This is a genomic window from Haladaptatus salinisoli (genome assembly GCF_020614375.1).
GTDB classification, from domain to species: domain Archaea; phylum Halobacteriota; class Halobacteria; order Halobacteriales; family Haladaptataceae; genus Haladaptatus; species Haladaptatus salinisoli.
This window is the reverse complement of record NZ_CP085328.1, coordinates 182,747-205,380: the sequence shown is the minus strand read 5'-3', so window position 1 is coordinate 205,380 and position 22,634 is coordinate 182,747. Positions and strand designations below refer to the sequence as shown.

At 52.5% G+C, this 22,634-nt stretch carries 25 protein-coding genes and 2 pseudogenes; 13 read left to right on the top strand and 14 right to left on the bottom strand.

The window, feature by feature from the left end; translation table 11 throughout:
- Positions 1-59 precede the first annotated feature (59 nt).
- The 7 genes and pseudogenes from LIX00_RS16750 to LIX00_RS16720 all read left to right on the top strand — a co-directional run bounded on the left by LIX00_RS16750 (position 60) and on the right by LIX00_RS16720 (position 8,419).
- The gene (locus LIX00_RS16750; protein WP_227356121.1) at positions 60-2,144 is read left to right on the top strand and encodes an alkaline phosphatase PhoX; all 2,085 of its coding nucleotides are present in this window, start codon (positions 60-62) and stop codon (positions 2,142-2,144) included.
- 208 nt (positions 2,145-2,352) lie between these two features.
- Positions 2,353-3,405, top strand: a complete 1,053-nt coding sequence (locus LIX00_RS16745) for a DUF6454 family protein (protein WP_227356120.1) — start codon at positions 2,353-2,355, stop codon at positions 3,403-3,405.
- A 935-nt stretch (positions 3,406-4,340) separates the two neighbouring features.
- Complete coding sequence (locus LIX00_RS16740; protein ID WP_227356119.1) at positions 4,341-5,291, top strand: TIGR03557 family F420-dependent LLM class oxidoreductase; 951 nt, start codon at positions 4,341-4,343, stop codon at positions 5,289-5,291.
- A gap of 176 nt (positions 5,292-5,467) precedes the next feature.
- Positions 5,468-5,782 (top strand): SWIM zinc finger family protein, encoded by a 315-nt coding sequence (locus tag LIX00_RS16735; protein ID WP_227356118.1) that lies wholly within the window; start codon positions 5,468-5,470, stop codon positions 5,780-5,782.
- A gap of 167 nt (positions 5,783-5,949) precedes the next feature.
- Positions 5,950-6,534 carry an alpha/beta fold hydrolase gene (locus LIX00_RS16730; protein WP_227356117.1) on the top strand — a complete coding sequence of 195 codons (585 nt, stop codon included), beginning with the start codon at positions 5,950-5,952 and terminating at the stop codon, positions 6,532-6,534.
- Positions 6,535-7,208: 674 nt separating this feature from the next.
- A complete protein-coding gene (locus LIX00_RS16725) occupies positions 7,209-7,415 on the top strand; it encodes a hypothetical protein (protein ID WP_227356116.1) in 207 nt (68 codons plus the stop codon).
- Between the two features lie 153 nt (positions 7,416-7,568).
- A pseudogene (locus LIX00_RS16720) lies at positions 7,569-8,419 on the top strand (IS5 family transposase).
- Between the two features lie 55 nt (positions 8,420-8,474).
- Here the strand turns inward: LIX00_RS16720 and LIX00_RS16715 are convergent.
- The 4 genes from LIX00_RS16715 to LIX00_RS16700 form a co-directional block, all read right to left on the bottom strand.
- Positions 8,475-8,687, bottom strand: a complete 213-nt coding sequence (locus LIX00_RS16715) for a hypothetical protein (protein WP_227356115.1) — start codon at positions 8,685-8,687, stop codon at positions 8,475-8,477.
- A gap of 528 nt (positions 8,688-9,215) precedes the next feature.
- Positions 9,216-9,518 carry a HalOD1 output domain-containing protein gene (locus LIX00_RS16710; RefSeq protein WP_227356114.1) on the bottom strand — a complete coding sequence of 101 codons (303 nt, stop codon included), beginning with the start codon at positions 9,516-9,518 and terminating at the stop codon, positions 9,216-9,218.
- Positions 9,519-9,520: 2 nt separating this feature from the next.
- Positions 9,521-10,372, bottom strand: a complete 852-nt coding sequence (locus LIX00_RS16705) for a DUF7344 domain-containing protein (RefSeq protein WP_227356113.1) — start codon at positions 10,370-10,372, stop codon at positions 9,521-9,523.
- A gap of 757 nt (positions 10,373-11,129) precedes the next feature.
- Positions 11,130-11,336 carry a hypothetical protein gene (locus LIX00_RS16700; RefSeq protein ID WP_227356112.1) on the bottom strand — a complete coding sequence of 69 codons (207 nt, stop codon included), beginning with the start codon at positions 11,334-11,336 and terminating at the stop codon, positions 11,130-11,132.
- A gap of 286 nt (positions 11,337-11,622) precedes the next feature.
- Here LIX00_RS16700 and LIX00_RS16695 point away from each other — a divergent pair, with 286 nt between their 5' ends.
- Positions 11,623-12,297 carry a bacterio-opsin activator domain-containing protein gene (locus tag LIX00_RS16695; RefSeq protein WP_227356111.1) on the top strand — a complete coding sequence of 225 codons (675 nt, stop codon included), beginning with the start codon at positions 11,623-11,625 and terminating at the stop codon, positions 12,295-12,297.
- Positions 12,298-12,730: 433 nt separating this feature from the next.
- On the opposite strand, the gene LIX00_RS16690 is transcribed toward LIX00_RS16695, so the two are convergent.
- Positions 12,731-13,060 (bottom strand): hypothetical protein, encoded by a 330-nt coding sequence (locus tag LIX00_RS16690; RefSeq protein WP_227356110.1) that lies wholly within the window; start codon positions 13,058-13,060, stop codon positions 12,731-12,733.
- Between the two features lie 7 nt (positions 13,061-13,067).
- Here LIX00_RS16690 and LIX00_RS16685 point away from each other — a divergent pair, with 7 nt between their 5' ends.
- Together LIX00_RS16685 and LIX00_RS16680 are read left to right on the top strand one after the other, a co-directional pair.
- The gene (locus LIX00_RS16685) at positions 13,068-13,319 is read left to right on the top strand and encodes an AbrB/MazE/SpoVT family DNA-binding domain-containing protein (protein WP_227356109.1); all 252 of its coding nucleotides are present in this window, start codon (positions 13,068-13,070) and stop codon (positions 13,317-13,319) included.
- Positions 13,320-13,754: a type II toxin-antitoxin system VapC family toxin gene (locus LIX00_RS16680; RefSeq protein WP_227356108.1), complete on the top strand. Its 435-nt coding sequence runs from the start codon at positions 13,320-13,322 to the stop codon at positions 13,752-13,754.
- Positions 13,755-14,043: 289 nt separating this feature from the next.
- On the opposite strand, the pseudogene LIX00_RS26535 reads toward LIX00_RS16680, so the two are convergent.
- A pseudogene (locus LIX00_RS26535) lies at positions 14,044-14,385 on the bottom strand (DUF8008 family protein); the annotation flags it as partial.
- A gap of 185 nt (positions 14,386-14,570) precedes the next feature.
- On the opposite strand from LIX00_RS26535, the gene LIX00_RS16670 reads away from it, so the two are divergent.
- The 3 genes from LIX00_RS16670 to LIX00_RS16660 all read left to right on the top strand — a co-directional run bounded on the left by LIX00_RS16670 (position 14,571) and on the right by LIX00_RS16660 (position 15,758).
- On the top strand, positions 14,571-14,813 hold the full coding sequence (locus LIX00_RS16670) for an SWIM zinc finger family protein (protein WP_227356106.1): 243 nt from the start codon (positions 14,571-14,573) through the stop codon (positions 14,811-14,813).
- A 90-nt stretch (positions 14,814-14,903) separates the two neighbouring features.
- Positions 14,904-15,362 carry an HTH-type transcriptional regulator Lrp gene (lrp, locus tag LIX00_RS16665; protein ID WP_227356105.1) on the top strand — a complete coding sequence of 153 codons (459 nt, stop codon included), beginning with the start codon at positions 14,904-14,906 and terminating at the stop codon, positions 15,360-15,362.
- Positions 15,363-15,479: 117 nt separating this feature from the next.
- Positions 15,480-15,758 (top strand): hypothetical protein, encoded by a 279-nt coding sequence (locus LIX00_RS16660; protein ID WP_227356104.1) that lies wholly within the window; start codon positions 15,480-15,482, stop codon positions 15,756-15,758.
- A gap of 540 nt (positions 15,759-16,298) precedes the next feature.
- On the opposite strand, the gene LIX00_RS16655 is transcribed toward LIX00_RS16660, so the two are convergent.
- The 8 genes from LIX00_RS16655 to LIX00_RS16620 all read right to left on the bottom strand — a co-directional run bounded on the left by LIX00_RS16655 (position 16,299) and on the right by LIX00_RS16620 (position 22,082).
- Positions 16,299-16,454, bottom strand: a complete 156-nt coding sequence (locus LIX00_RS16655) for a hypothetical protein (protein WP_227356103.1) — start codon at positions 16,452-16,454, stop codon at positions 16,299-16,301.
- A gap of 517 nt (positions 16,455-16,971) precedes the next feature.
- Entirely contained in the window at positions 16,972-17,313 is a 342-nt protein-coding gene (gene ddfA / locus LIX00_RS16650; RefSeq protein ID WP_227356102.1) for a DdfA family disk-determining factor, read from the bottom strand.
- Positions 17,314-17,561: 248 nt separating this feature from the next.
- Positions 17,562-17,930: a HalOD1 output domain-containing protein gene (locus LIX00_RS16645; protein ID WP_227356101.1), complete on the bottom strand. Its 369-nt coding sequence runs from the start codon at positions 17,928-17,930 to the stop codon at positions 17,562-17,564.
- Between the two features lie 76 nt (positions 17,931-18,006).
- The gene (locus LIX00_RS16640; protein ID WP_227356100.1) at positions 18,007-18,483 is read right to left on the bottom strand and encodes a DUF7344 domain-containing protein; all 477 of its coding nucleotides are present in this window, start codon (positions 18,481-18,483) and stop codon (positions 18,007-18,009) included.
- 589 nt (positions 18,484-19,072) lie between these two features.
- A complete protein-coding gene (locus tag LIX00_RS16635) occupies positions 19,073-20,266 on the bottom strand; it encodes a low temperature requirement protein A (protein WP_227356099.1) in 1,194 nt (397 codons plus the stop codon).
- A 674-nt stretch (positions 20,267-20,940) separates the two neighbouring features.
- Positions 20,941-21,135, bottom strand: coding sequence for a hypothetical protein (locus LIX00_RS16630; protein WP_227356098.1), 195 nt, complete (start codon positions 21,133-21,135; stop codon positions 20,941-20,943).
- 306 nt (positions 21,136-21,441) lie between these two features.
- Positions 21,442-21,837 carry a PIN domain-containing protein gene (locus tag LIX00_RS16625; protein WP_227356097.1) on the bottom strand — a complete coding sequence of 132 codons (396 nt, stop codon included), beginning with the start codon at positions 21,835-21,837 and terminating at the stop codon, positions 21,442-21,444.
- Positions 21,834-22,082, bottom strand: a complete 249-nt coding sequence (locus LIX00_RS16620) for a hypothetical protein (protein ID WP_227356096.1) — start codon at positions 22,080-22,082, stop codon at positions 21,834-21,836. The genes LIX00_RS16625 and LIX00_RS16620 overlap by 4 nt, the downstream gene beginning before the upstream one ends.
- Between the last annotated feature and the right edge of the window lie 552 nt (positions 22,083-22,634).

The window sequence follows — 22,634 nt, the reverse complement described above, 5'->3', positions numbered from 1 at the left end:
ATAAACTCTGTACTCCTATTATAAATGTACATCATTCACGGATAGAAATGCGCGGCTGTATGGTGGAGTTCACCCGCCGGAAATTGATGGCAACGTCCATGGCTGCCGCATTGGGAGCAAGTGTCGCAGGAACAGGCGTCTCAGGGGGCAAGAGCGGCAATCCTCCAGAAGATAAGAATACACCGCGAGCTCCCTACGTGAAGGGGGGACTCAAGCGATTTTCGTCGACGGCATTCGGCGCTGAGGTTACAGGGCCATTCGTGTTCGCAGACGGCACCCCACTTTACAGTCTCCAACACCCGAGTCGGGACAATCCTGCACCCTACAACAAGGCAGGTATTGGATACTTCAAGGGATTCCAGTTCTCGATGGACGGGAACAATGACGACTTCAGTGGGCTCTCAACACCACAAACGAACGAGGAGAAAGGAAAGATACGAAGCGCCAACGGCACGTACGAATTCCTCGCGCAAGAGGAAGACCGCATCAACGGCGGTGCTGAACGCCTCGGCGTCGTCCAAACGCCGGACGGGAAAAACATTACCCAAGACAACTTCGCTGGCACCCAATATGGAAACGCTGCGTCCAACCCGGACTGCAACCAGTTCATCCCAACGAACGACGACGGAACCGAAGGCTACCTCTTCACGAACTGGGAGAACAGCCCCGGAAACGTTTCCCGAATCCCACTCAGGCAGACCGATGACGGTGAATGGAACGCCGATCTGGAGAATGCGATCAACCTCGCCAACACGGCCCTGCTGCGTGAACTTGGTGGAACCCGGATCAACTGCTACGGTGACCGGTCTCCGTGGAATACGATGCTCTCCTCCGAGGAGAACTACGCCCAACCGCGTGTCTCGCTCACCGCGACGGTGAGCGACATCGTCGATCAGGGGACTGGAAAGGGACTCATCGGTGCGTGCCAGTTCTGGAACCGCCCCAACCCGACTGGGATTCAGAAGGCCATCGAGGAGTACTACGGCAGTGACTCTTGGGACGTTCAGGGCTACTGGGCACTGACGGGCCTCGAATTCCTTGCCTACTACCTCGGTGCCGACCCCGTCGACCAATCGTCCGACAACAAGAGCAACATGACCACGCCGATTGGCGATGTTTACCCGAACCCCTATCGCTACGGGTACCACGTCGATTTCCGTGAGCCAACTGCCGACCCACCGAAGCCGGTCAAGTATTACGTGATGGGACGAGCTGCCTGGGAAGCGCCGGACATCCAGAGTGATAAACAGACGGTGTACGGCTGCTCGGACGGCGACAGCAAAGGCATCTACAAATTTGTCGCCGACCGGCCAATCGACAGTTACCGTGACCCCATGGACATCGCTGGCACGCTCTACGCGCCGAAGGTGACCAACGAGGACGCCGCAAAGAAGAACCCACCTGCTGACGTCAATCTTGAATTCGAGTGGCTGAAACTAGGTCACGCCACCAATCGTGAAATTGAGGAGTGGATCGCCGCGTACGACGACATCACGCAAGAAGACTACCTCGAAACCCACGCCGACACCGATTGGCAGGACGACCTCGCCGCGGCGCTCAAAGAAGCTGATAAGGAGGTCGTCGAGAACGGCAACCAGAACTACATCACGAACCAGGAGATCGTCGAGTGGGCAGAGCAATACGACCGTGAGGGTCCAGAGGGCGTCAGTGATGACCTCCGAAAGGTGCCGTTCCTCGAAACGCGTGCGGCCGCGAAAGAAATCGGCGCAACTATCGAGTTCAACAAGGCCGAAGGGGTCGACAGCATCGATGGTGCAGCACCCGGCGACTACGTCTACTTCGCCGTCTCCGAACTCAACGATGACATGGCCACCGGCCAAGGCGACATTCAATTAGACCGCGTCGATGGCGGCGTTGTCTACCGCGCCGAACTCGAAGAGGACTACAACGTCTCGACGCTCGAACCCGTCATCGTCGGCCCGGACGCCAGCGACCCGGCCGCTGTCGCGGACGACGCGCTCATCAACATCGACAACGTCTACGTAATGGACGACGGGCGCGTTCTCTGCTGTGAGGACGCGGACAAATTCGGTCGGTCGTACAGCAACGACTGTCTGTACGTCTACGAACCCGATGGGGATGCACGCCGTAGTCGCGGACAGAACGAGACTGGCGGCTGCTAATACACGCTCCAGCGCGGAAATCGAGCACCTAATCGCTCCTGTTCGATGGAGCTTGGCTCGGGCCGTCAGTTATTCTCACTTCCTTGTTGGCAATCAAACGCAAATATCGGAGTATATTCTATCATTCCTCTCTGTTGTTCTGAATATGGCTATGTTTGTCTATCTTATCCCAGATTTTAATTAAGGTAATAAACTACGTATTGATGCAATGCGAGAATCTAACGACTACGGCCAGTTCAAGACATCGACGGCAAACGGGACGAGTCGACGAACGTATCTTTCGGTTTTCGGACTTGGATCGCTCGCTCTCGGTAGTGGCACCGTATCGGCGGGAACAGATGACCGGGCCGGGTCGAACCTCGGAAGGTCGGCACTTCACGGACAAGGTGCAACTCGAAACTCACTCGCAAAGAAATTCAAAATGCTCTCACGAGAAACTGAGTGGAAGCGCCTGAACCAACACCAGGTAAATTTCGACACGCATCATCCTCAGGGGATGAGTAACGTTGGCGAAGAGTTCTTCCTCTCGTCCGTCGAGGTGCTCGAACTTCCCGGTCGATACACGAAACGAGACGATGATAACGACGATCCCGGCCGTGGTGTCGGGCATTTATTTAAGATGGACGTCCGCGGTCAACTTCTCGATAGCATCGAACTTGGCGATGGGGCAATCTACCACCCCGGTGGTATCGATTTCGATGGGGAGTATTTGTGGGTGCCCGTCGCAGAATATCGGCCAGACAGCCGGTCGATCATCTATCGCGTCGATCCAGATACGCTTGAAGCGACGCCAGTGTTCCGCGTCGCCGACCACATCGGCGGGGTAATCTTCGATACGGACTCCGAGTCACTCTACGGATTAAACTGGGGTTCCAGAACGTTCTATCGATGGAGACTGTCTGGCTCTGGGGAAGTCATCAACCAGAACAAACCATTGGCAGAGCGAGCAATGAAGAATCCGGAGCATTACGTCGATTACCAGGACTGCCAATATATCGGAGATGGATTGGCGATGTGCTCTGGCATGGCTGGGTACCAGCCACCGAACACGGCTGATGTAAAGCTCGGTGGCATTGATTTGGTTGATCTTCGATCAGCGGCACCGATCTACCAAGTCCCCGTTACGGAGTGGACGGACGATGGCTTGGTCATGACGCGCAATCCGTTTTTAGTTAAAGAACGCTCTAATGGCCTGCGGTTTTACTTCCTGCCGGAGGACGATACGTCGTACCTGTTCGTATACGATGTCAAAACTTCCTAAGAGCTTTATCAGGCTCGCTTCGAAACGTCATCTGTGAACCGATTTCTCTCTTTTCCCATGTGTTAGTTGATGTATGATGATGCAAGAAACAGCGGTCCACGAACAATTCGGGTATCTCCAGACTGTTCCATTGTCGTCAAACCCCCACAGGTCGATGGGTATCGATACCTTTGTCCATCAAATTCTATTATATAGATTTACTATGTAAAGTCGTAGAAATTCGCCGAAGAGACAATGCCTAACGATAAACAACCTAGCCGGCGAACTATCCTCCAATCGATCAGCACACTTGGGGCAATGGGAATTGCGCCAACAGAGATCACGGACGTGAGAGCGGGGTCTCGCGCAGAATACGTGAAACGGATTAAAGGACATTTAGAACCCGATACGCCCGATTGGGTGTACGTTCCATTCGAGGTTACCGACGACACTGCCGAACTAACCACGCTCTCTCGTTTCTATCTCATCAGACTACAAAAAGAACGTATGCCATTCGAGGTACCGCTATTACGCAGGCTACTCCTTCACTATCAGTATGATCGATTCCTTCGAGAGCGATCCACGTACGGCTCCTTTTCATGACAGCCCTTGACAGCCTTTGGCTCACCTCGTGTGTCCTTATCCTCTGTTTCACCTAACGTATCAAAAGGCAGAAATACAGCCAAAGCGTCTATAGCTATTACAGTTGTGCCTTACAAATGGGGGTACGGTTAGGTGTCGAGATCTGCATGACAGATTCGTGTGACCTGGAGGTGATGGTACTGCATCGGAACTGGTTCGTCGATGAACTCGGCGAATTGCTTCGCTGACGTCCTTCATTGGGATCTCGTTTCGTTGCAGTCAGCGTTCGAGGACCGAGATATTCAACAGTTCGGTCGGTTCGAACAGAGGGTAGTAGGAGTATCAGCCGTGATAATCGAAAGTGGTGATAAAGCATGACAAAATTTGGATTCAACCTTGCGAGTGAGACGCACGGCCCGAACGAACTAACAGAGTATGCTCGTCGTGCCGAAGATGCGGGCTTTGACTTCGCCGTCATCTCGGATCACTACCATCCGTGGACGAGAAAACAGGGAAACAGTCCGTTCGTGTGGGGGACGATCGGCGCGATCGCACAGCAAACTGAGGAGTTGGAACTCGGTACGTCGGTTACCTGTCCGACGATTCGAACGCATCCTGCAATTGCTGCGCAGGCTGCGGCCACGGCACAGGTGCAAATGGACGGTCGATTCTTCTTTGGCGTCGGCACGGGCGAACGGCTCAACGAACATATCCTGGGTGACCCGTGGCCACCCTTCAGCGTTCGCCTCGACATGCTCGAAGAAGCGTTGGAGGTGATACGAGCTCTTTGGACCGGCGAGATGCTCACCCATCACGGCGAGCATTATACCGTGGAAAACGCGCAGTTGTTCACGCTTCCCGAGGAACTTCCACCGATACACGTGTCCGGACTGGGCCCTCGCGCTGCGAAGGCGGCGGGGCGCCTCGGCGACGGATTCATTGCCACGTCGCCCGACGGTGAGCTAGTAAACCAATTCGAGAAGGGCGGGGGAGACGGCCCACGATACGGAGGGATGATGGTATCGTATGCTGAAACCGACGAGCAAGCGCGAAATAACGCCCACGAATGGTGGCCAAATGCGGGTTTCAAAGGTGGAGGACAAGAGTTACCGACTCCGAAGCACTTCGAGGATGCCCTCCAATCAGTCACCCCGGAGGATATCGAGGACGCCGTCGTTACCGGGCCCGACCCACAACCGTACATCGAACGAATCCAGAAGTACCTCGACGCGGGGTTCGATCACATCTACCTGCAACAAACCGGGGCGAATCAGGAGGAGGCTATCGAATTCTTCCAGCAGGAGGTTGTATCGGAGTTCGCGTAGCAAAACTCATACCATCCCAAATTTTACAACTTCGCGTTCACTCGATCCACATGCGGTTGCGAAAGGAAACGGCACAGCAGCAGGTATCGATCATGCCGGTATCGAGGGTCAAATATAAGCGATACAGTTTCGACTTCTTTGGGCAAACGTGAATTAGATATTGCTGCGCTGATCCATTGGAACAGGTCAACGCGAAACAACTTTCCTTCGACGTCGATGCCCCCGGACTCATTGACGTCACCACCGAGAGCCACGACAACCCCACTGAGCATCAATACGTCGTCCAGCGTGACGACGTGACTGATAACGCGATGGCTTGCACCTGCCTACACCATATTCACCGCAACGCGTTCTGCAAACACATGGCTGCCGTCGAACACGCAACCGACGATGGGACGCTCGACGCCTTCCCGTCCGAGAACGAAAACGATACCGAACCAGAAGACTGCGACTGTGAGGGCCTCGTGGTTTCCCGTGCTGGCCATGCGTGAAAACGGGACAGAAAGAACTACCGAATTAACCACCGCTTCAGCCCTTTTTATTGCTACTTCGGCGTGTAATACAACGTGACCAGAATCCCATGCTGGCAATGATTGGCTATCCGTCACAGACGAGAGCTAGTCCATGTTCGTCGCCCAGCGCACCTAAGACGATTAGAGTGGAACAGATACCCATAGAGAGGAACGCTATGGATCACCAAGTGCTGTTCATTCATGGTGCTGGGGGATACGAAGAAGATGAAAAACTAGCAGTGGATCTACAGGATGTATTGGGGGCTGCATACGAGGTGCAGTATCCACAGATGCCAGATGAAGATAATCTCGAATACGAGGCATGGAAACAACAGATCGTAACGGAACTTGCTGCATTGGATGATGAGGTGATTCTTCTCGGACACTCTTTGGGCGGTTCGATTCTGTTAAAATGTCTTTCCGAGGAGAAGATAGACGTGCCTATCGCTGGTCTATTCCTTATCGCAGTACCGTTCTGGAATGCCGAAGGGTGGCAAGTCAGCGAGTATGAGTTGGAGGAAAACGTTGCGTCAAAGCTCCCAAGTGAACTACCTCTGTTTTTTTACCACAGCCGAGACGATGAAATAGTACCGTTTTCCCACCTCGCGCTATACGCGGAAAAACTTCCGCAGGCAACTATTCGCAAGTATGATACTGGTGGACACCAGTTCAACAACGATTTGTCTGACGTTGCTCGGGACATCAAACGACTAGAAAAGAAGAACTCATAGCGAGATAAACGCTGGCTCACTCAGACTACGTCGACAGTTGAACCAGAACCGCTGATGTAGTATTATCCATGGCACGCCAATTCATATTCTCAGATAGCACCGCCCAGCGAACGCTCACGGAAAGCCCGACCGCTGCCCGAGATGTGGCCGCGAGGTGCTGGCGACGGCGATCCGTGGGCCGTCGTCGGTCGTGCTCACGCCGTGCGGCCACGAGATTGCCGGACGAATCGTAGTTACGCGAGGATGGCGATCTCGCCCCGCTGGCACCCGACGAGTGGCTCGTGCGAGTGCTCGCCGACGCTGACGGCGAGTAGCATTGGCCCCGTACTGACGTATTCTGCCTTCCTTTCTCATTTCCTGGGGGTATGGTGGTTCGGGGTCGTTTAAGTGGTTCTCGCGATAACGGAAAGTTATGAGGAAGATTCTCGCGACTGCTGCTGTATCGTTGAGTTCGTGGTGCTGCTCATCCTCCAACTGAAACGCTGCTATGTTAGTTAGTATTTCATGCTAACATGAGTTTGTTGAACCCTCATGCGGCGATCGGTTTCTGAGGGTGTTGCATACACAGCATGTGGTCATCAAGATTGTTGTCTTCAGTCGAACTTAGACTGTCACGAGGAGTTGTAGTAGTGGACGGTCGGAACGCTTTGGCTGTTCCACCAAGAATTATGGATATGGCGACAACCGTTGAAACCCCCGACACGGACGAACCATGTGCGTACTGTGGCTCGCGTATTTTTGACCACGACCCCATCTGTGTACGCGACTGTACCGCCGACTGCGGCTCACCCTACTACTTCTGCAACTACGCGTGCCTGTCAGCGTATATCGACAAGAACGAACTAACATACGGCGCCACCTGCGAGTGGTCGCCCGAGTAACACAGAGCGACTATTGGTTGCTGAACCTACCCTCTGTAGGTAGCAATGCAATCCGATCAGCTGGTTAGGATTTCAACAGAACCGCTAACATATCAAATCATTCTTTCTGCCTTGTTTAGACGCTGTAGAGAACGACTCACTCCGATGAACTAACTGACCTCTGCGTCAGACCGAAGTAGTGTTCCCTCTCGTCTCTTGCGCTTCACAAATCGCCTCATAACACTGGCAAAACGCTCGATCTCTGGCGATCCAACACCAGTAGTCAAGAAGGGTGACGGCGGCTACGCTGACTGGGTCATCGTTGTGATCCACGGACTCCGCGAATACCTTGACGTTCCATATCGACGGCTCCTCGACGTCCTTCACGAGATGCACGACATCGTCGAGAAACTGAATCTTGCACAGAGCGAGCTGCCGGACTTCACGACCGTCTGCGCATGGAAACAGCAGCTCAAGATGGCGGTCTGGCGAACCCTCCTGCGGCTCTCCGCTGATCTTTACGATGTCGGAGACGTGCCGGCTATTGATGCAACTGGCTTCGACCGCCACTCGGCCAGCCGTCACTACGCAAACCGGACAGACTACACCTGCAGATCGGTCAAGACGACAGTGTTGGTAGACTGCGAAACCAGCACTGTCTTAGACATTCACTGTTCGACGAAGCAGCCGCACGATACCCACGTCGGGTGGCAAGTATCACGCGGAATCTCAACCGATTAGAGATTATTATCGCTGACAAAGGGTATGACTGGGACGGCCTGCGTGAAGAACTTCGGGAGGCCGACGTTCGACCAGTGATCAAACACCGGGAGTTCTCTCCGCTTGATATGGCACACAACGCTCGCCATGACGATGACATCTATCACCAGCGATCAATCATTGGGGCCGTGTTCTTTGGCCTCAAGCAGCGGTACAGTGACACGCTCCGGGCTCGAACATGGTTCGGGCAGTTCCGAGAACTTGTTCTGAAAGCGACTGTGAGAAATGTTGAACTTGCTCTCTAACGTCGGTCAGGACTGAGGATATATTGTATAGTTGTCGGATTGAGGCCTCTGTGTGTTAGTTTGGTTCTTGTTTTGTGTAGAGGCGGGTGAGCCCGCACTCCGGGCAGACGTGTGCGGTTGGTTTGAGTACCTCTTTTGAGCCAAGTTTCCCCCATATGCCCTCTAATGGTTCGTCGGTTTCTATACGGAGGAAGTGCCCCTCTGCTGTCTTTATTTTGAGTGCTTCTAGTTCGACGCCACAGTCGGGACACCGTTTCGGTGAGGACATTCGTATGCGGAGAGAGTCGGACAGGCCATAATAGTTACTGCGGATACACTCGGCGGTATTTCTGTCTACGTATTCTTCTCGAAGGAATTGCTGAGTCGTTAAATACGCACTTCAACTGAACAACTGATTTGAGGTGTCCTTGACGAAATAAATGGGCCGTTGCTCCACGTCTAAACAAGGCCATTCTTTCAAAACTCCCGCCTGAAAGCGTGCCAAGAGTGCATGCGCTACCAGACGTTAGTAAGCTCTACTAACTACGCACCATCCCATCAATCGGCTTTCTCGCTGGAATACTGGCGTATTCAGTAGTACGAGTACTGTGACTCCCATTACGACTACCAATCCACTCATTGCGTGGCTATTGCTGGCGCGAGAGGGACTCAGCGATGACGATCGTCCGTGGACGGTAGACGAGGGTGAGAGCGCCTCGAACGTGAACTCCACCTCAGCGAGACCCTATTTGTCCATACTCGTCGGCACGGTCGTTGGGAGCGTCGGCTCCACAAGCTTCGTATGAGTGACGGTGGTCTACCCAGCCGCGTAGAACGCCGTGGATCTTGTCACAGAAATGAGGCACTCGTTGAAGCGAAACGTCACCGATTTCTCTTCGTGAATCGTTCGGCTGTTTGATTCGCGAAAAACGCCATCAAGATGCACAGGATCTACCACGTCGTAGAGTGGGTCGAGTTCGATCACCGGTGTATTCGTGAGAGCGGTAGTTGCTCGAACGACGGCTTCACTCGGTAGTTCATCTGCCCCAATTTCGTAGGTGACCTCAGGGGCTTGGTGGGCAATCCCGTTACCCGGTTCGTCAGGTGACGAGTCTGTCATTGCTATGAGTAGAGTTCCTTTTGGGAATCTGCACTTTGATAGTCAAGATGATTGAGCCGTGGTCCGAGCAGCTCCCGAGTGAGGACAACCAATGGGTTTTCCTCGCCTTCCCCTACCATCGCCGTCTCCTCGGGGTACCTGGCATTGGAATTCGGTTCGTCTAAAATAGCGAGCATGACTTTTTGGCGGTCGACGAGAACCAGCCGACCGACCTTTGGGTACCCTAATGGCGCATTTAACCACCCGCGCTGGGGTTCCCAGAAAGTGGCTTCTGGTAGGTGTTTGCGGGTGAGATCGCGGACATCAGGATTTCGTGAACCCAAGTATATCTCCACGTCTCGGGCAATGGCATCTTCTGCGTGACAGAGACACTTCTCTTCGAGCAAATCAGTGCTGACATACATGCAAAATAGTTCTTCTTCCGCCTCGTCAGCAAGTTGTCTCCCATATTCGATTATTGTCTGACGACCTTCGAGAATCCCAATTGGATTCCCATCAGATTGCCGATCAGTTAGGAACCTCGCTAGCAACTCCTCAAACATATCTCCTTCAAACCAGTCAATATTAGCCGTGGTATCGTTCAGCACTGTAATGGTGTTTGTCTCTCGGTTGTAGTCGATGAACTCGTTGTCGGCAAGTTTTGGAAGATGGTTATGATGTAAAGTAATCCGTTCTCGTTTAAAGTGATGCTCATACTCGTCGGAGCTCATCACAGTCTCGTTTTGTTTCACCAGCCATTCGGCCAGTTCGTCCACGTGGAGAGGTCGTGATACACCTTCAAGAACGGCTAGTATTTCCTGAATTTTAGGATTAGAGAGGATAGTTGTCCGATCGCGACGCTCATTGTGCGTCATATAAATTCTATATAGAGATGCCATAATAAGTGGTTGGGATGATTACACAGGGTCAAAAAGAGCACTGGCGGTTAGCGACGAAATGACTTTTTGCAGGGAATCTCCTGCTGAGATCAAAACCACGCTCAAAGTGGAACATTGGGAACAACGGATTTGGTGAAAAATAAAATCCTTCGAAATTGTGAGATACACGACCATGCTCCTCGTCAGACGGTCGCTTTTCTAGTGTGATCGGATCGGTCGTCATCGAGAATACTGGACGCTCCGAAAGCAGTTCGTGAGGAACTGCGGTCGTGGGTTGAGCGACTGGATCAGCACGCCGTTTGTGATAGAGTCTTGCCAACGTGGTGAACCGCTAAATGATACACGGCGCGAATTTATCACTGAATGATGGAGTGTTAACTTGAGCCATTCACGCTCTCCGTTCGGTATACAATCTTCAAATACTGCAAGTTTGCGACAGAGCGACTTGGGCAGAAAGGATATGCCATCTTCCGTGGAATCGTCGGAATGTGTCGATAAGCAATACAAATGGTGCCGTCGGTCGAAATTATCGAGTTTCGGCGCTTCACTTCGGAGCTGCAGGAGTGTTGTTTTTACTTATGGCGACAGACATACTCTTGTCAGTACCTCCGTTTTCGGAAGATTTGCAAGTACATACTCTCCTGGTGGTTAGTGTTTTTCTGGGAGTCATTCATTCGTCTATAAATCGTGGATGGCTGGTCAATATGGTACTCATATTTTCAGTGTCATATCCTCACTTTCTGTCGACTTGTTCTATACAACCTGCTGCCGCAGGTATAAAAATACCTACCAACTTGTACTGTCCTGTGGATGCTGAAGGACTTATCGGATTTCTCGTTGGAGGAATCCCCTCTGCAGCGATGGTAGCGGTTGTTGGGGGAGCAATAACATACGGAGTTGGAGTATTCATAAATAGGTTGTGAAGGATTCTCTCAATCATTGTGATTCCAACTCCATTCGATCGCGGAAGGCAACAGATGCGAAGTATTGGATAACGGTTTCGACGACTCTGTTGCAACAGTCAATCCAAAATGTGTTCATGAAACCATGCTGAATACAACCTCAGTATCTCGCGCGTCACTTTTGACAGGTGTTGGGTAGTTCGTTGAGCCGCTGCAAGAATGGGGCGCGTATCTATCAACATAATAGGGTATGAATGGTCGCAATACGTGCTCCACATTTTCTGCCCACAACATCCATAGCTCTTTAGAAACCTACTCCGAAATATGAGCACGATCGCGGAGTTTAGTATTCCGGCGGAGGAGTTCGCGCTGTCCGAGACGTTGGAGCGCCTACCGGAGATGGCGTTCACAATCGATCGGGTGGTGGCGCACGATACAGATTATGTAATGCCGTTCGTTTGGGCATCAAATGGTGATTTTGAGACGCTGACAGCGACACTTGAAGACGACCCTAGTATTGGGAAGGTCGAACTTCTCACTGAACTCGACGAGGAGCGTCTCTACCGCATGGAATGGGTCGACAAGACCCAGATAATCAGCTATATGTTACTTGAACAGGAAGCGACCGTGCAGCGCGCAACGGCGCACGACAACCAGTGGTATCTTCGTGTGCTGTTTCCCAAGCGAAACAAGATTTCGGCAACCGGCAAGTACGCGCGCGAACACGGGTACTCCCTCGATGTTTCGCGCATCTATGACGTCGATAGCACCCAGCGGGTTCGGTTCGATCTTACCGATGACCAACAAGAAGCCCTTATGCTGGCCGTCAAGCAGGGCTATTACGATGTCCCCCGGAAGGCCGACCAAGCTGAGTTGGCCGACGAACTCGGCGTGACACATCAAGCGCTTTCTGAGCGGCTCCGCCGGGGAACCAAGGGAATCCTCAAGCAGGTCCTTCCGAACACCTCTGACGAGGAGGACGCAAATCGTAATCTCTAGCGCTACACTGTTGAGACAGTTACTTACGCCGTACGATGCGCTGCTTGGCGACTGCTCTGTTCACACATCAAATCATCTCGTGGGTGCAATAGCCTGAGAATCTATTGGTTGTTCCTCAGGTTTACCCAGTTCCTAACACGTCTTGTCTCCGTGAAAATGACCCTCGTTTACACGATTGGATGACTAGGGGTTGTGCATGCTTGACGATGGCCTACCCTCGGCCGACGAAGAAGTGGCTCGACTCCGTCTCCTACTCTGCCACACCGATCTCTCTCTCTCCTAATGGAACGCGGATTCGTCACCTGGGATCGTAACGAAAACATAGTGAAGAAAGGTTCCCGATTCGACGCCATCACCCCATTGTTAGACCGTCCGAATGACCACGGTGGCGACCTCCCCGACGTGTATCTGTAGCGCGACATCACTCAGTTGCTCACTCTACAGGCGGAGCAGGCCGAATGTCTCGGGGCTTGACCCCGGGGTGGTTCACTTGCTGGCTCTCTGCGCGCTTCTCGCGGAAGTTGACAAGTTCGGTATTCTGTTCCGAGCGTTGGACTGTCTCGAAGAGTTGGCGGCCTGCATTTGCTGCTTCCGCGGCAAGGTTCGGCGAGTCGTCGTCAACACTTTCTTCGGTCTCGTAATCTCGCACGGGATTGATCAGCCGCGAGACTGACGCTCGCATACGCGCGTTCTTCTCCTCTGCGTCGGTGAGATCGATGGTAGTGTGAGCACACACTACATTTATACCGAGCGCTCCCCTCATGGTCTGTATGAGCAGTGAGAGCGTGGATTCCGAGAGCAAAGTCTCGGGAAATCAAGCGAATATTCCCGCACGAATCCGTCGTGAACTCGATATCGATGATGGTGATAAACTTCGCTGGCAGCTCCAAGATGACGGTACGGTTCGTATTCGCGTCGTCCAGCGCCGAAGTGGTACGTTTAGTGACTTCGGTGGCTACGACGGTGACGACGAGACTGACGTAACGACTGAACACGACGCGTGGGGCGTCGACGTCAACTGAATGCCACGCGCACTTATCGACACGACCGTCCTCTTCGCTGCTGCCTACCGTCGAGACAGTGCACACAACGCTGCCCTCCCAATCGTACAGGGTGTGGACACAGCATCACTTCCGGAGGCAGTTATCCTTGATTACGTGCTTGCGGAGACGCTCAACGGGCTGATCACGCACGCCGGTCATGACGCTGCGACGGATTTCCTCGACCGACTGGAGGAGAATGCGCGCATTCACATCGAGTTTTTGACCACCGACGCCTTCGCCACCGCGAAAGCACTCTTCCGCCAGTACGAGCGGTTCTCGTTCGTTGACGCCTGCATCGTCGCCTACATGCAGACCGAAGGACTCGGCTATCTCTATGCCTTCGATGACGACTTTGACACTGCTCAGGACGTTTACCGACTCGATACCGCGACTAATCCCTATCAGCCTGAGTAACAGAGCGAACTTTTTCACGGTTCCGCAGCGTCTGGGACACGGACGTGGGCAGTCAACTTTGCCACCAGTGAGTCGACTAGTCGCTCCGACCACAAATACGGTGGCCGGTACCACCTCTTCCCCTCCCGCTGGCATCTAACCGATAGCCGCCGATACAACTGCCGTACTCACAAGTAACCGTACAACGTCAGTCCTGAACTGTGTCACTTCGGGGCGTCCAATTCCGCGTTTGCTAGGGTGTTCGTGTTAGAATCGTGTCCCTCTCGGGCGTGATTTGGTCCCGACCACGTTACTCTCCGGCAACCGGGTCTGTGGTTGGACTGTCATCTGTATCGTTGCTCGTGACTTCTCCGGGTAGCTCGACGTCCGACTTGAGCACGAGACGCGTCTCCTGGTAACTCAAGCCGTCTTTCGATCGTTGGCGCTTGATTTTCCCGAGGCGGCCATTCGAGAGTTCGTGCATCGCGTCCATCGTCCGCCGAGCAAGTTCCTGGCTGTACTTCTTACTCACACCGGACTCTTTCAGGCGAATCCATTCGGCGAGGTCTGGGGCATCGAGGTAGGAACGTGTCTCGCAACTCCCCTTCGACCAAAGTGAATAGCGACCGGCCTCATCACGTTCGCGCCATACCTTGCCTGCAAGTCACTTCATTCGACACAATTTAAGAACAAGAATAGCAGCAAGCCACCGATCCTAAAGAATGATGAGACGGCACAGAAACGCGCACAGGTCGAACAATTCTCCTACGACGTCGATGCCCCGGACTCATCGACGTCACCAACGAGAGCCACGAGAACTCCGCTGAACACCAGTACGTGGTCTCCATCGACGACGTGACCGAAGACCTGATGGCCTGTACCTGTCCACATCACGTTCACCGCAACGCCTTCTGCAAGCACATGGCTGCTGTCGAGAACGCGACTGACGACGGAACGCTCGACGTCTCCCCCACCGAGGACGACGACGATGTCAAACCTGAAGACTGCGACTGCGACGACTTCGGTGGCTTCCCGTACTGGGAGTGCGTGAGGACAGGGCGGAAGGAACCGCCGAACTAAACTCTGCCCTTTCTCACCGAGTTGATTTTCAACCGGCAGTATTTAGACATTAGTCAAGAAGTAAGCGTCTAGAAGGAGTTCACACACCTAATGACCTACGAAAATTTAGATTCAGAATTAATCAATGTCTTACTGAATGACGGTCGAGCGAGTCTCCGTGGCATTGCCGAAGAATTGGATGTCTCGGTAACAACGGTCTCAAACCACCTCGAAGACTTACAGGACACAGGTGTCATTACTAGCTACACCCCGACGCTTGATTATGATTCATTAGGCTACGATGTTACCGCTGTTATTCAACTGAAAGTGGAAGGAACGGCACTTCCGGACGTCACTGCTCGTCTGCAAGACCAACCGCGGATGATCAGCGTGTATGAAGTCACCGGTGACCATGACATCATTGCGATCGGCAAATATACAGATACCGATGAGATGAATCAACAGATCAAAACGCTCCTTAGTGATGCAGACATTAATGAAAGCAATACTAGCGTGGTTCTGAACACAGCTAGCGAACACGAACAGTTCGAAATTGGAGAAGAGAGCTAAGATTGTAAACCCACTCAAGGAGAGAGGTCATTCAAGCAGATGGACATTGTTGTCTATGTCCATTCTAAACACGCGCTCGTGTAGTCTTGTACGTCGATCCCGATTCCCGCGAGCACAATGAGCTTGATCCCACCCACGGCGGCAACCGTTTTGCCAGCAGTCGCAACAAGCCAGTCGGAGCCGAACAGCGCGAACGTTGCGATCGACGATACTCCCGAGACACCGACGGCCCTCCTCGACCGAGCACAACAGCACGCAATGAACGTCGCCACCGAGCATTTCCCTGACCTGCTGGTCGAAACGATCGACTGGGAGATCTCACATCGAGCACAACGACAAGCAGGCGTCACGAAGTATAATCTAGCAACAGCCGAGATCACGATTGCGCTCACATGAGCGGCGTACGAACAACACGGCTGGGAGTTCAGTTCGTCCGTCTGCCACGAGCTTATCCATATATGACAGTATCCTGAGTTCGGGGGGTTGACCATGGAGCGATAGTGACTGTAGGTTGCTTTACGTTGAGACCGAAATTAGATACCGAATAAAACACAAGAATCACTATTGGTCGATTTCTGCTATTGGTTTGTTTTAACTAGGTAAATATTCTAGGTATTCCTATTTGTCAGGCTGCGTCGGTTGATTGATGAAGTTGCGATAGGCTGCAAAGCAATTTTCACAAATAATATACCCATCATCGATTAATTCATACTCAAGATTGGCATCTTGAATGGTTACCCACGCGTGTGGAGCATCGTCTGTAAGTGGATCGCCACACCGGGCACGCAGGTATTCTGGGGACGCCATATAAATCTGAATAGACAGAGCATGTGAATTGCTGTCAGTCTTCCGGCGAATGGGATTCTAAGTTCGTATCCTCATCTCGTGGAATTGTTATGATTTTGAATAATCTATCTTTCCTTCGTTTTCACTCATCTAGATCCAATAGAGGCGCGCATACGGAATGTGCAGATAGGCTTCGTCTTTGAGCTTGACCCTAATTCCTTCAACTTTTCCAGAATCAGAGACGTTGTCTGCGTCTACGGTCTGTTCCTGGATTTCGTCTGGCCCTTCGTAGACAATATTTGCCATATCACGTGCTAGCGGCCATCTTCAATAAGCATGTTTCCATTCAGACGACATTGACCTCCCCCCACGCCTGCCGACTCGGGAAGATACGACTTGGGCTCCTGCCGGCAAATTCCGACCTGAGAGGTTGCCCCAGTGCTGCTCTTTCTCGTATTCGAGCGTGTAGTCTGAAATAAACCGCTTGAGAACGAAACCTCAGTAATAAACCCCTTCCTCGTTGGATCTAGGTCTATAATGGAAGAGAAGGTTCTCTCCTGCGTCGAGTGTCAGTGGAGAATCAGCACAAAAGACGCTCCACCTGATACGATAAATCGGCTCGCTATTCAGCATTATTGTGAAACTGGTCATCAAATCAAAAGTCCTCATTGGTAACTCCTTCGTCGTCGTCGATCTCCCTTGCAGCTTGTTCAGAACGTATTTTTACTTACCTTCCTGGGACGGCGACTTCTTGTTACGCCAACTGAAATCCACTTCACCACGGACGAGGAGGATACGCTCCAATTCTATTCAGGGTCCTCCCCTAGCGTAAGTGATCATTCCCAGACCCGAACTCAGGCTGATGGAGTGTAATCTGTCCGTTGCTGTCGACTTTGACGTGATAGGCATCGTAATTGAACAGGATATGTCCATTCGCCTCACGCGGGTTCCCTGTAGCCCGTGGGCCGAAGAGGGCATCAAGTGCCTCCGGATCAACGAAATCCGAGAGCAGCGCTAGCTCAGTTGGATCTACATCGTTGAGTGTCGCAACCGCTGTGATTAGCTCTTCACAGACGCTGTCCGTTGTTGGATCAAATTCTGTCTGGTAGGCCGCATCGTCTGCATGATCATCCACGTCATCAGACGGGGGTGTATGATTTGTCATGGTGGGTGCGAGAAGGACTAATTATTGAATGCACCCCACACACGGCATGTGAAACAGCCAGACTGCTTCTGAAAGGTTCGTCTCCGCGCCCTGGAAACGGATACACAGTATGTTCTTGCTTCTCCGTTAGAGGCCTACACGCTAGTCATATAAAGTTCTGGCTGGACATAGACCATTATTTGAAGAACGTCCTACACTCCACGTGTGACTCCGTTCCTCACGGCCACAAACGATACCGCTGAGTGGAGTCAGTCCCCGCCCGCAGAAGGCGCGGAGACAGTAATCCAGCCGTCACTAGCAACCTCAACGTGATACTGATTATATCGGAAGGAAACACTCCCCTTGCTATCCCGTGAATGACCTGCAACTTTCGGCCCGAAAAATCCGTCTTTGATCGCGGCGATATCTACACACTCGTATAACGGGGGATCCTTGAGCTCGGTTGGAGCAACATCTTCGGCATCCGCGATCGCGAAGATGATTTCGGTGGTGAGATCGCGATGGCTCTCGCGGTCATAGTGAGCCTGTGTTACAAAGGTCAAGTCGGGATCGTCGGTTTCATTTCCATCTTGTGCAAGTCTAGTACCATCATCGGTGTGGTCATTACTTGAGGTCATCTGTCGTCCTCCGTGTGAAAGCGTCCTATTGGTGGGCCATTCCCGAGAATGTAATACCTCTTTCGGCAGTCATGGGTTACTGAGTGTCTTCCCGGTCGAATTCGCTGCGAGCATGCGTTTCTTGCTGATTATCGAGACTACCACCCGCGCCCTCTAATGCCGCTAACACCTGGACCGCATGTTGTCCAGGGGTGATCGTCTCGGTCCTATCATCGAACTCTATCACGTCCAAATCCACGAGTTTCGGAACATGGGAGTGATAGAGCGACGTGTACATCTCCTGGCGCGTGAGCGTCGCGATGTTCGCCTCTGCCGTATCGGTCTCCCATGCAGCGAGTTTGGTCGCAAGGTCATCGAGCGACCATTGGGTCTCTTCGGCGAGGGTGTAGACGAGATAGCGTCGTCGTGGATGTGCAATCGCCTCGAAGACGGGTTGCAACTCGAGGATAGACTCCGAGACATCAACGTCGAGATCGCGCTCGGCGGCACTCTCCTCGATGGTTCGACCGGAGTCTGTTTCCCTCTCGTCGGGAGGTGGGTCGTCCTCCGCCATAGCTCACATAGGAGTGTGAATATCTTAAAAATTCGGTGTAGAGCGTGTCTTCCGACCATTTTGAACTCATGTGTATGCAGTCGCAGTATCTTCATATTAATTCATAGTGTCTTGTTTCTCGTTCGACTACTTGGAATCGCCTGATAGTGACGATCTCTTACTTGCCCATTTCCGAACGGCACAGATACGAGCGTGGGTTAGTATATCATACTAACTTTTGGAATTCACTTTCGCTTTGACTGACGATTGTTTACAGTGCTTTCTAGCGAAGGATCTTCTATGCTCCGTGAGACGGCCCTATTCAATACGTTTGTACCGTCTGAAATGTAAGAGTTCGGCCTGTTTCTAAATACGTGATTGATTCTATAACCGACGTAGAACGTACGACGGCGGCGAGATCTATCTCTCGAATTTGCTCGGTTTGGGCCGTTTGACTGCCGGTTGAGAGTATAAGCGGCAGTAGATAGTATCTGGATTTCTGAATCGATCTTTTTTCCAGTATTGTACCTGAAGGGGCGCATCTACGGTAATCGGCCCAGCATTCAATCCAAAACTGATCCAATAATAGAAATCGAGAAGACAGGCAAAATCAATCATTTTGAGAAAAATAGCGTCGGCGAATTGACTTCCGGTCTTCGGAATAAACCGTTTCGTATGCGGCTAGCCCGACGAAGAAACCCGTGAGAGCAGTGAGAATGACAAAGGCAGTGAACCTACCTGCGACGAAAATTAGTCCAACGATGGCGACCGCCACGGTGAGCCGGGCACCATTTACAGTATGGTATTCGTTGTACTGCCATGCAGTATGACCCAGCAGATAGAGCGTACTCCCACCGCACAGTCCGATGGCAGCAATGGGACCGAGTGGTTCGTTGACGTGGGCGAGAGTCTGCTCGATTCCGAAGGCGATGAAGATGATACTGCCGACTATCAATAAATGAAGACCGCTGAATGAAATATGTGCCAGTAAAACCTGCTCATACCCGCTCATTCTGGCGAGTTGCTGCCCTGCGACAAGGACAGTGTAGTCGAAATAGAGCCACCACAACGCGACGATGAGGGCAAATCCAAGGAAAGTGGCGAGACCAACCACTAGACTACTGAGTAATTCTTCCGTCCCAACGGCGATGCCGATCGCTATAATAGACTCACCCAGCGCAACAATCACGATAAGTTGGTGACGTTCGATAAAATGGCCGATATCAATCTGGAATCCTTCTATACTCCGGCCGAATACTATTCCATACTCAAAAATTATTGCTGCAATCCAGAGTATACTCGCAAGCAAGCCGTCTACAAACCCAGCGACAACGAGCAACGCTGGTCCTCCTACCCATCCAGGTGTAAGCCGATGGAGTGCAGCGCGTGTTTCGGACGGTGCAACAAGGTAATATAGAATGACATGAAACAGTCGAGCGATAAAGTATGTTACACCGAAGATCAATGCTGTATCGCCAAACGCATCAGGAATTGACAAAGCAACAGCGGCCATAAACGTCATGCCGCCAAGGAGTATCAATCGTTCTACCACATCTTTCTCTGCGGACGCAGCCCCCGTCAGCCACGAGTAGGCCACCCAAGCCCTCCAGACTACCGCGAGTATCGCTGCACCCTGCGCAAGACCAACCCACGTTTGATGTTCAACAAGAAAGCTCGTAACTTGTGTGAACGCGAAGACAAACACTAAATCGAAGAACAGCTCTAATGTGGAAGCTGATTTGCCTTGTTCGCTTACATCAAATACATCCGGGTCGAGTTGTATGGCGGAATCAGTTGTGCTCATTGGTATTGATTGACAAACTAGTCGGGAATGATTATAACACTCTCCGTGTTCCGAGCGAAGCACAGGATGTATTTGTACTCGAATTGATCAATGAACTTTCAGCGGAGTGGGAAGGTAAGGAGCAGGTGTGTCTACACCCGCTAAGTGCAACAACCGGCAGTGAGACAAGGGGATTCCAACTGATCGACTCTTTACCGCCGGTGGAATCGCTAATAGACGGATGAATAACTCGATACGATATCCATAGGAAATTTCGTTAGTCATTGGATATGACTGTAATCACGACCCCGACAAGATCATTGCTACTTCGAACATCTCTCGCTACCTACAAAGATTGATTAGTTATCTGGTCTAAGAAACACTATGAGCAAGTCTTCCGGGCTGCTACTAAACGCTGTGATTGCTATTGTTGCAATCGCAGGAGCGGCTATCCTCTCTTGATTCGCCAGTATTGATGAAATACTGCCGATGATGGGTATCGCAGGTCTGGTGCTCGGACTTGTACTATACGTTAGCAACTGGTATACTACGAAAAAGGCCGAAATGTATCGATAAGGAGTGTACCTTCGGGGTGGTGAACGATGCCGGAACAGTCCTACTACTGGCGTATTTCTAGTCGCCTGCAACAGGAGTGGTATGACGAACAGTGAGATGGCCGACGATGGTCTGGTGGATCAGTTCCGTCGGCCGAAAGCTGCCGAGTAGATGGTGTTGAGGGAACCGAAATAGAGACCTCTGAGGAAGAAGATAGCGAGTGTGCCACCGACGACACCCCAGAAGCCTAAAAGCCGGTAGAATTCGATTACGAGAAGGAGCATGAGGAGTGCTCCAATATACTGGAGTTGGCGTTCGGTGAATTCATCGGCCATAGTTCTCAATGTGAGTACACTGTAATAATGGTTGGCACAATAGACCGTGAAAGATGAGGCCGCGGACTATCGCACAACAGGAGGCCGGGCGGAACTGTATCCGATGGATGCTGTTCTTTGTTCCCCGGCTGAGAATTGGGGGTGTATCGTTGCAGCAACGGTAGGCGCGGCGATTCTCGAATATGACGACTGGTGATGGCGAGCGAATGACCGCCACTGGTGACCAGTGGACAGTCAGCCCCAGCTCTTGACAGTCCGCTGGTGACACACCGGATTCCGGGGTATCCAGGGCAGTCCGATACGAACTCAGTAGGCCTCAACTGGAACGCCCAGCGCTTCGAAGTCATCGACGTTGTCCGTGAGAACTGCATCGTCGAGGACCTCGGCCATCGCGGCGATGTACGCGTCGTTCGGCCCGACACCAGCGTTTCCGCCCTCGCGGTCGTCTGCAGCGGCGAGTAGTTCACCCGCCACACGAGCGATCTCTTCATCAACCTCAATCCGAGGATAGCCCAGAAGGCGGTTTCGTACCTCCTGCTCGATCGTATCGCTCCGAGCCATAGCAACACCGTAGTAGGTTTCGGCGACGACCGGAGTGGGCAACCACTGCATCTCCCCGCGCTCTACGAGTTCCGTCCCCTTCGAGAAGGCATCAGGGTCCTCCGCCATCAGGTCGAACAGGTACGACGAATCGATGATCATTCGCCCGTGTCACCGCTCTCGAAGGCGTTGCGGGCGGCGTCGAGACGGTCGCGGTCACGTCCGCGGAGGCGGTCAACTGCCTCCTTGGCGTCCTCCGCGTCCTCTTTCGACAGGAGGCCGGCGACGTCGCTGGGGTGAGGGCCACGCGTCATCCGGCGCAGCGTCTCCTCCATCGTCTCATCGTTCCTCTTGTGCGCGGTCAGCCACTCGTGATACTCTTCCGAGACTCGGATGGTTTTGACCATACAATATATTCGGATATATGGGCCTAAGAGTCTTACGCCGCCAGTTCTCCTCCTTCCCCCGTGTACGTCAAGTCGCTACCGCCTTATGCCGATCTCTCGACATCGTAGCCGACCGAGTGTTCCGGCATCACCTCGGGAACCGAGGCGATTGACCGAAGGTTGTACTCATAGCTGTGCATGGTGACTGCCGAATGGTGGACAGTCGGCCGGCAGCAACCAGACGGGGTGCCCACCCAGCTGGTACACACCGGATTTCCTTTGCTTTTCCACCAGACAGACAGTTTGTTGGAGTTCTTCTAACCGTCCTCTTGGTGACACACTGGATTTCCTTTGCTTTTCACTGGACCAACAATCAGTCCCAGCTCCTGACAGTCCCGCTGGTGACACACCAGAGTTCCGATGTACGTAGAGCTCGCTCGACAGTCCCACCGTCGCGGGAGATGACTCACTCCTGCTGGTACTTAGAGGACAGTCCCATCGGCTCTAGCACTCTCACTTGTGGTGTACTGCTCAGTCTTGGACAGTCCAGAGTGTTGCTCTGTACCGTCGCAG

Bases quoted from the DNA above. Each gene is read 5' to 3' on its own strand.
- LIX00_RS16750 (WP_227356121.1), top strand. From the start codon at position 60: ATGGTGGAGTTCACCCGCCGGAAATTGATGGCAACGTCCATGGCTGCC.
- LIX00_RS16745 (WP_227356120.1), top strand. From the start codon at position 2,353: ATGCGAGAATCTAACGACTACGGCCAGTTCAAGACATCGACGGCAAAC.
- LIX00_RS16740 (WP_227356119.1), top strand. From the start codon at position 4,341: ATGACAAAATTTGGATTCAACCTTGCGAGTGAGACGCACGGCCCGAAC.
- LIX00_RS16725 (WP_227356116.1), top strand. From the start codon at position 7,209: ATGGCGACAACCGTTGAAACCCCCGACACGGACGAACCATGTGCGTAC.
- LIX00_RS16715 (WP_227356115.1), bottom strand. From the start codon at position 8,687: ATGTCCTCACCGAAACGGTGTCCCGACTGTGGCGTCGAACTAGAAGCA.
- LIX00_RS16710 (WP_227356114.1), bottom strand. From the start codon at position 9,518: ATGACAGACTCGTCACCTGACGAACCGGGTAACGGGATTGCCCACCAA.
- LIX00_RS16705 (WP_227356113.1), bottom strand. From the start codon at position 10,372: ATGACGCACAATGAGCGTCGCGATCGGACAACTATCCTCTCTAATCCT.
- LIX00_RS16700 (WP_227356112.1), bottom strand. From the start codon at position 11,336: ATGATTGAGAGAATCCTTCACAACCTATTTATGAATACTCCAACTCCG.
- LIX00_RS16695 (WP_227356111.1), top strand. From the start codon at position 11,623: ATGAGCACGATCGCGGAGTTTAGTATTCCGGCGGAGGAGTTCGCGCTG.
- LIX00_RS16690 (WP_227356110.1), bottom strand. From the start codon at position 13,060: ATGAGGGGAGCGCTCGGTATAAATGTAGTGTGTGCTCACACTACCATC.
- LIX00_RS16685 (WP_227356109.1), top strand. From the start codon at position 13,068: ATGAGCAGTGAGAGCGTGGATTCCGAGAGCAAAGTCTCGGGAAATCAA.
- LIX00_RS16680 (WP_227356108.1), top strand. From the start codon at position 13,320: ATGCCACGCGCACTTATCGACACGACCGTCCTCTTCGCTGCTGCCTAC.
- lrp (WP_227356105.1), top strand. From the start codon at position 14,904: ATGACCTACGAAAATTTAGATTCAGAATTAATCAATGTCTTACTGAAT.
- LIX00_RS16660 (WP_227356104.1), top strand. From the start codon at position 15,480: ATGAGCTTGATCCCACCCACGGCGGCAACCGTTTTGCCAGCAGTCGCA.
- LIX00_RS16655 (WP_227356103.1), bottom strand. From the start codon at position 16,454: ATGGCAAATATTGTCTACGAAGGGCCAGACGAAATCCAGGAACAGACC.
- ddfA (WP_227356102.1), bottom strand. From the start codon at position 17,313: ATGACAAATCATACACCCCCGTCTGATGACGTGGATGATCATGCAGAC.
- LIX00_RS16645 (WP_227356101.1), bottom strand. From the start codon at position 17,930: ATGACCTCAAGTAATGACCACACCGATGATGGTACTAGACTTGCACAA.
- LIX00_RS16640 (WP_227356100.1), bottom strand. From the start codon at position 18,483: ATGGCGGAGGACGACCCACCTCCCGACGAGAGGGAAACAGACTCCGGT.
- LIX00_RS16635 (WP_227356099.1), bottom strand. From the start codon at position 20,266: ATGAGCACAACTGATTCCGCCATACAACTCGACCCGGATGTATTTGAT.
- LIX00_RS16630 (WP_227356098.1), bottom strand. From the start codon at position 21,135: ATGGCCGATGAATTCACCGAACGCCAACTCCAGTATATTGGAGCACTC.
- LIX00_RS16625 (WP_227356097.1), bottom strand. From the start codon at position 21,837: ATGATCATCGATTCGTCGTACCTGTTCGACCTGATGGCGGAGGACCCT.
- LIX00_RS16620 (WP_227356096.1), bottom strand. From the start codon at position 22,082: ATGGTCAAAACCATCCGAGTCTCGGAAGAGTATCACGAGTGGCTGACC.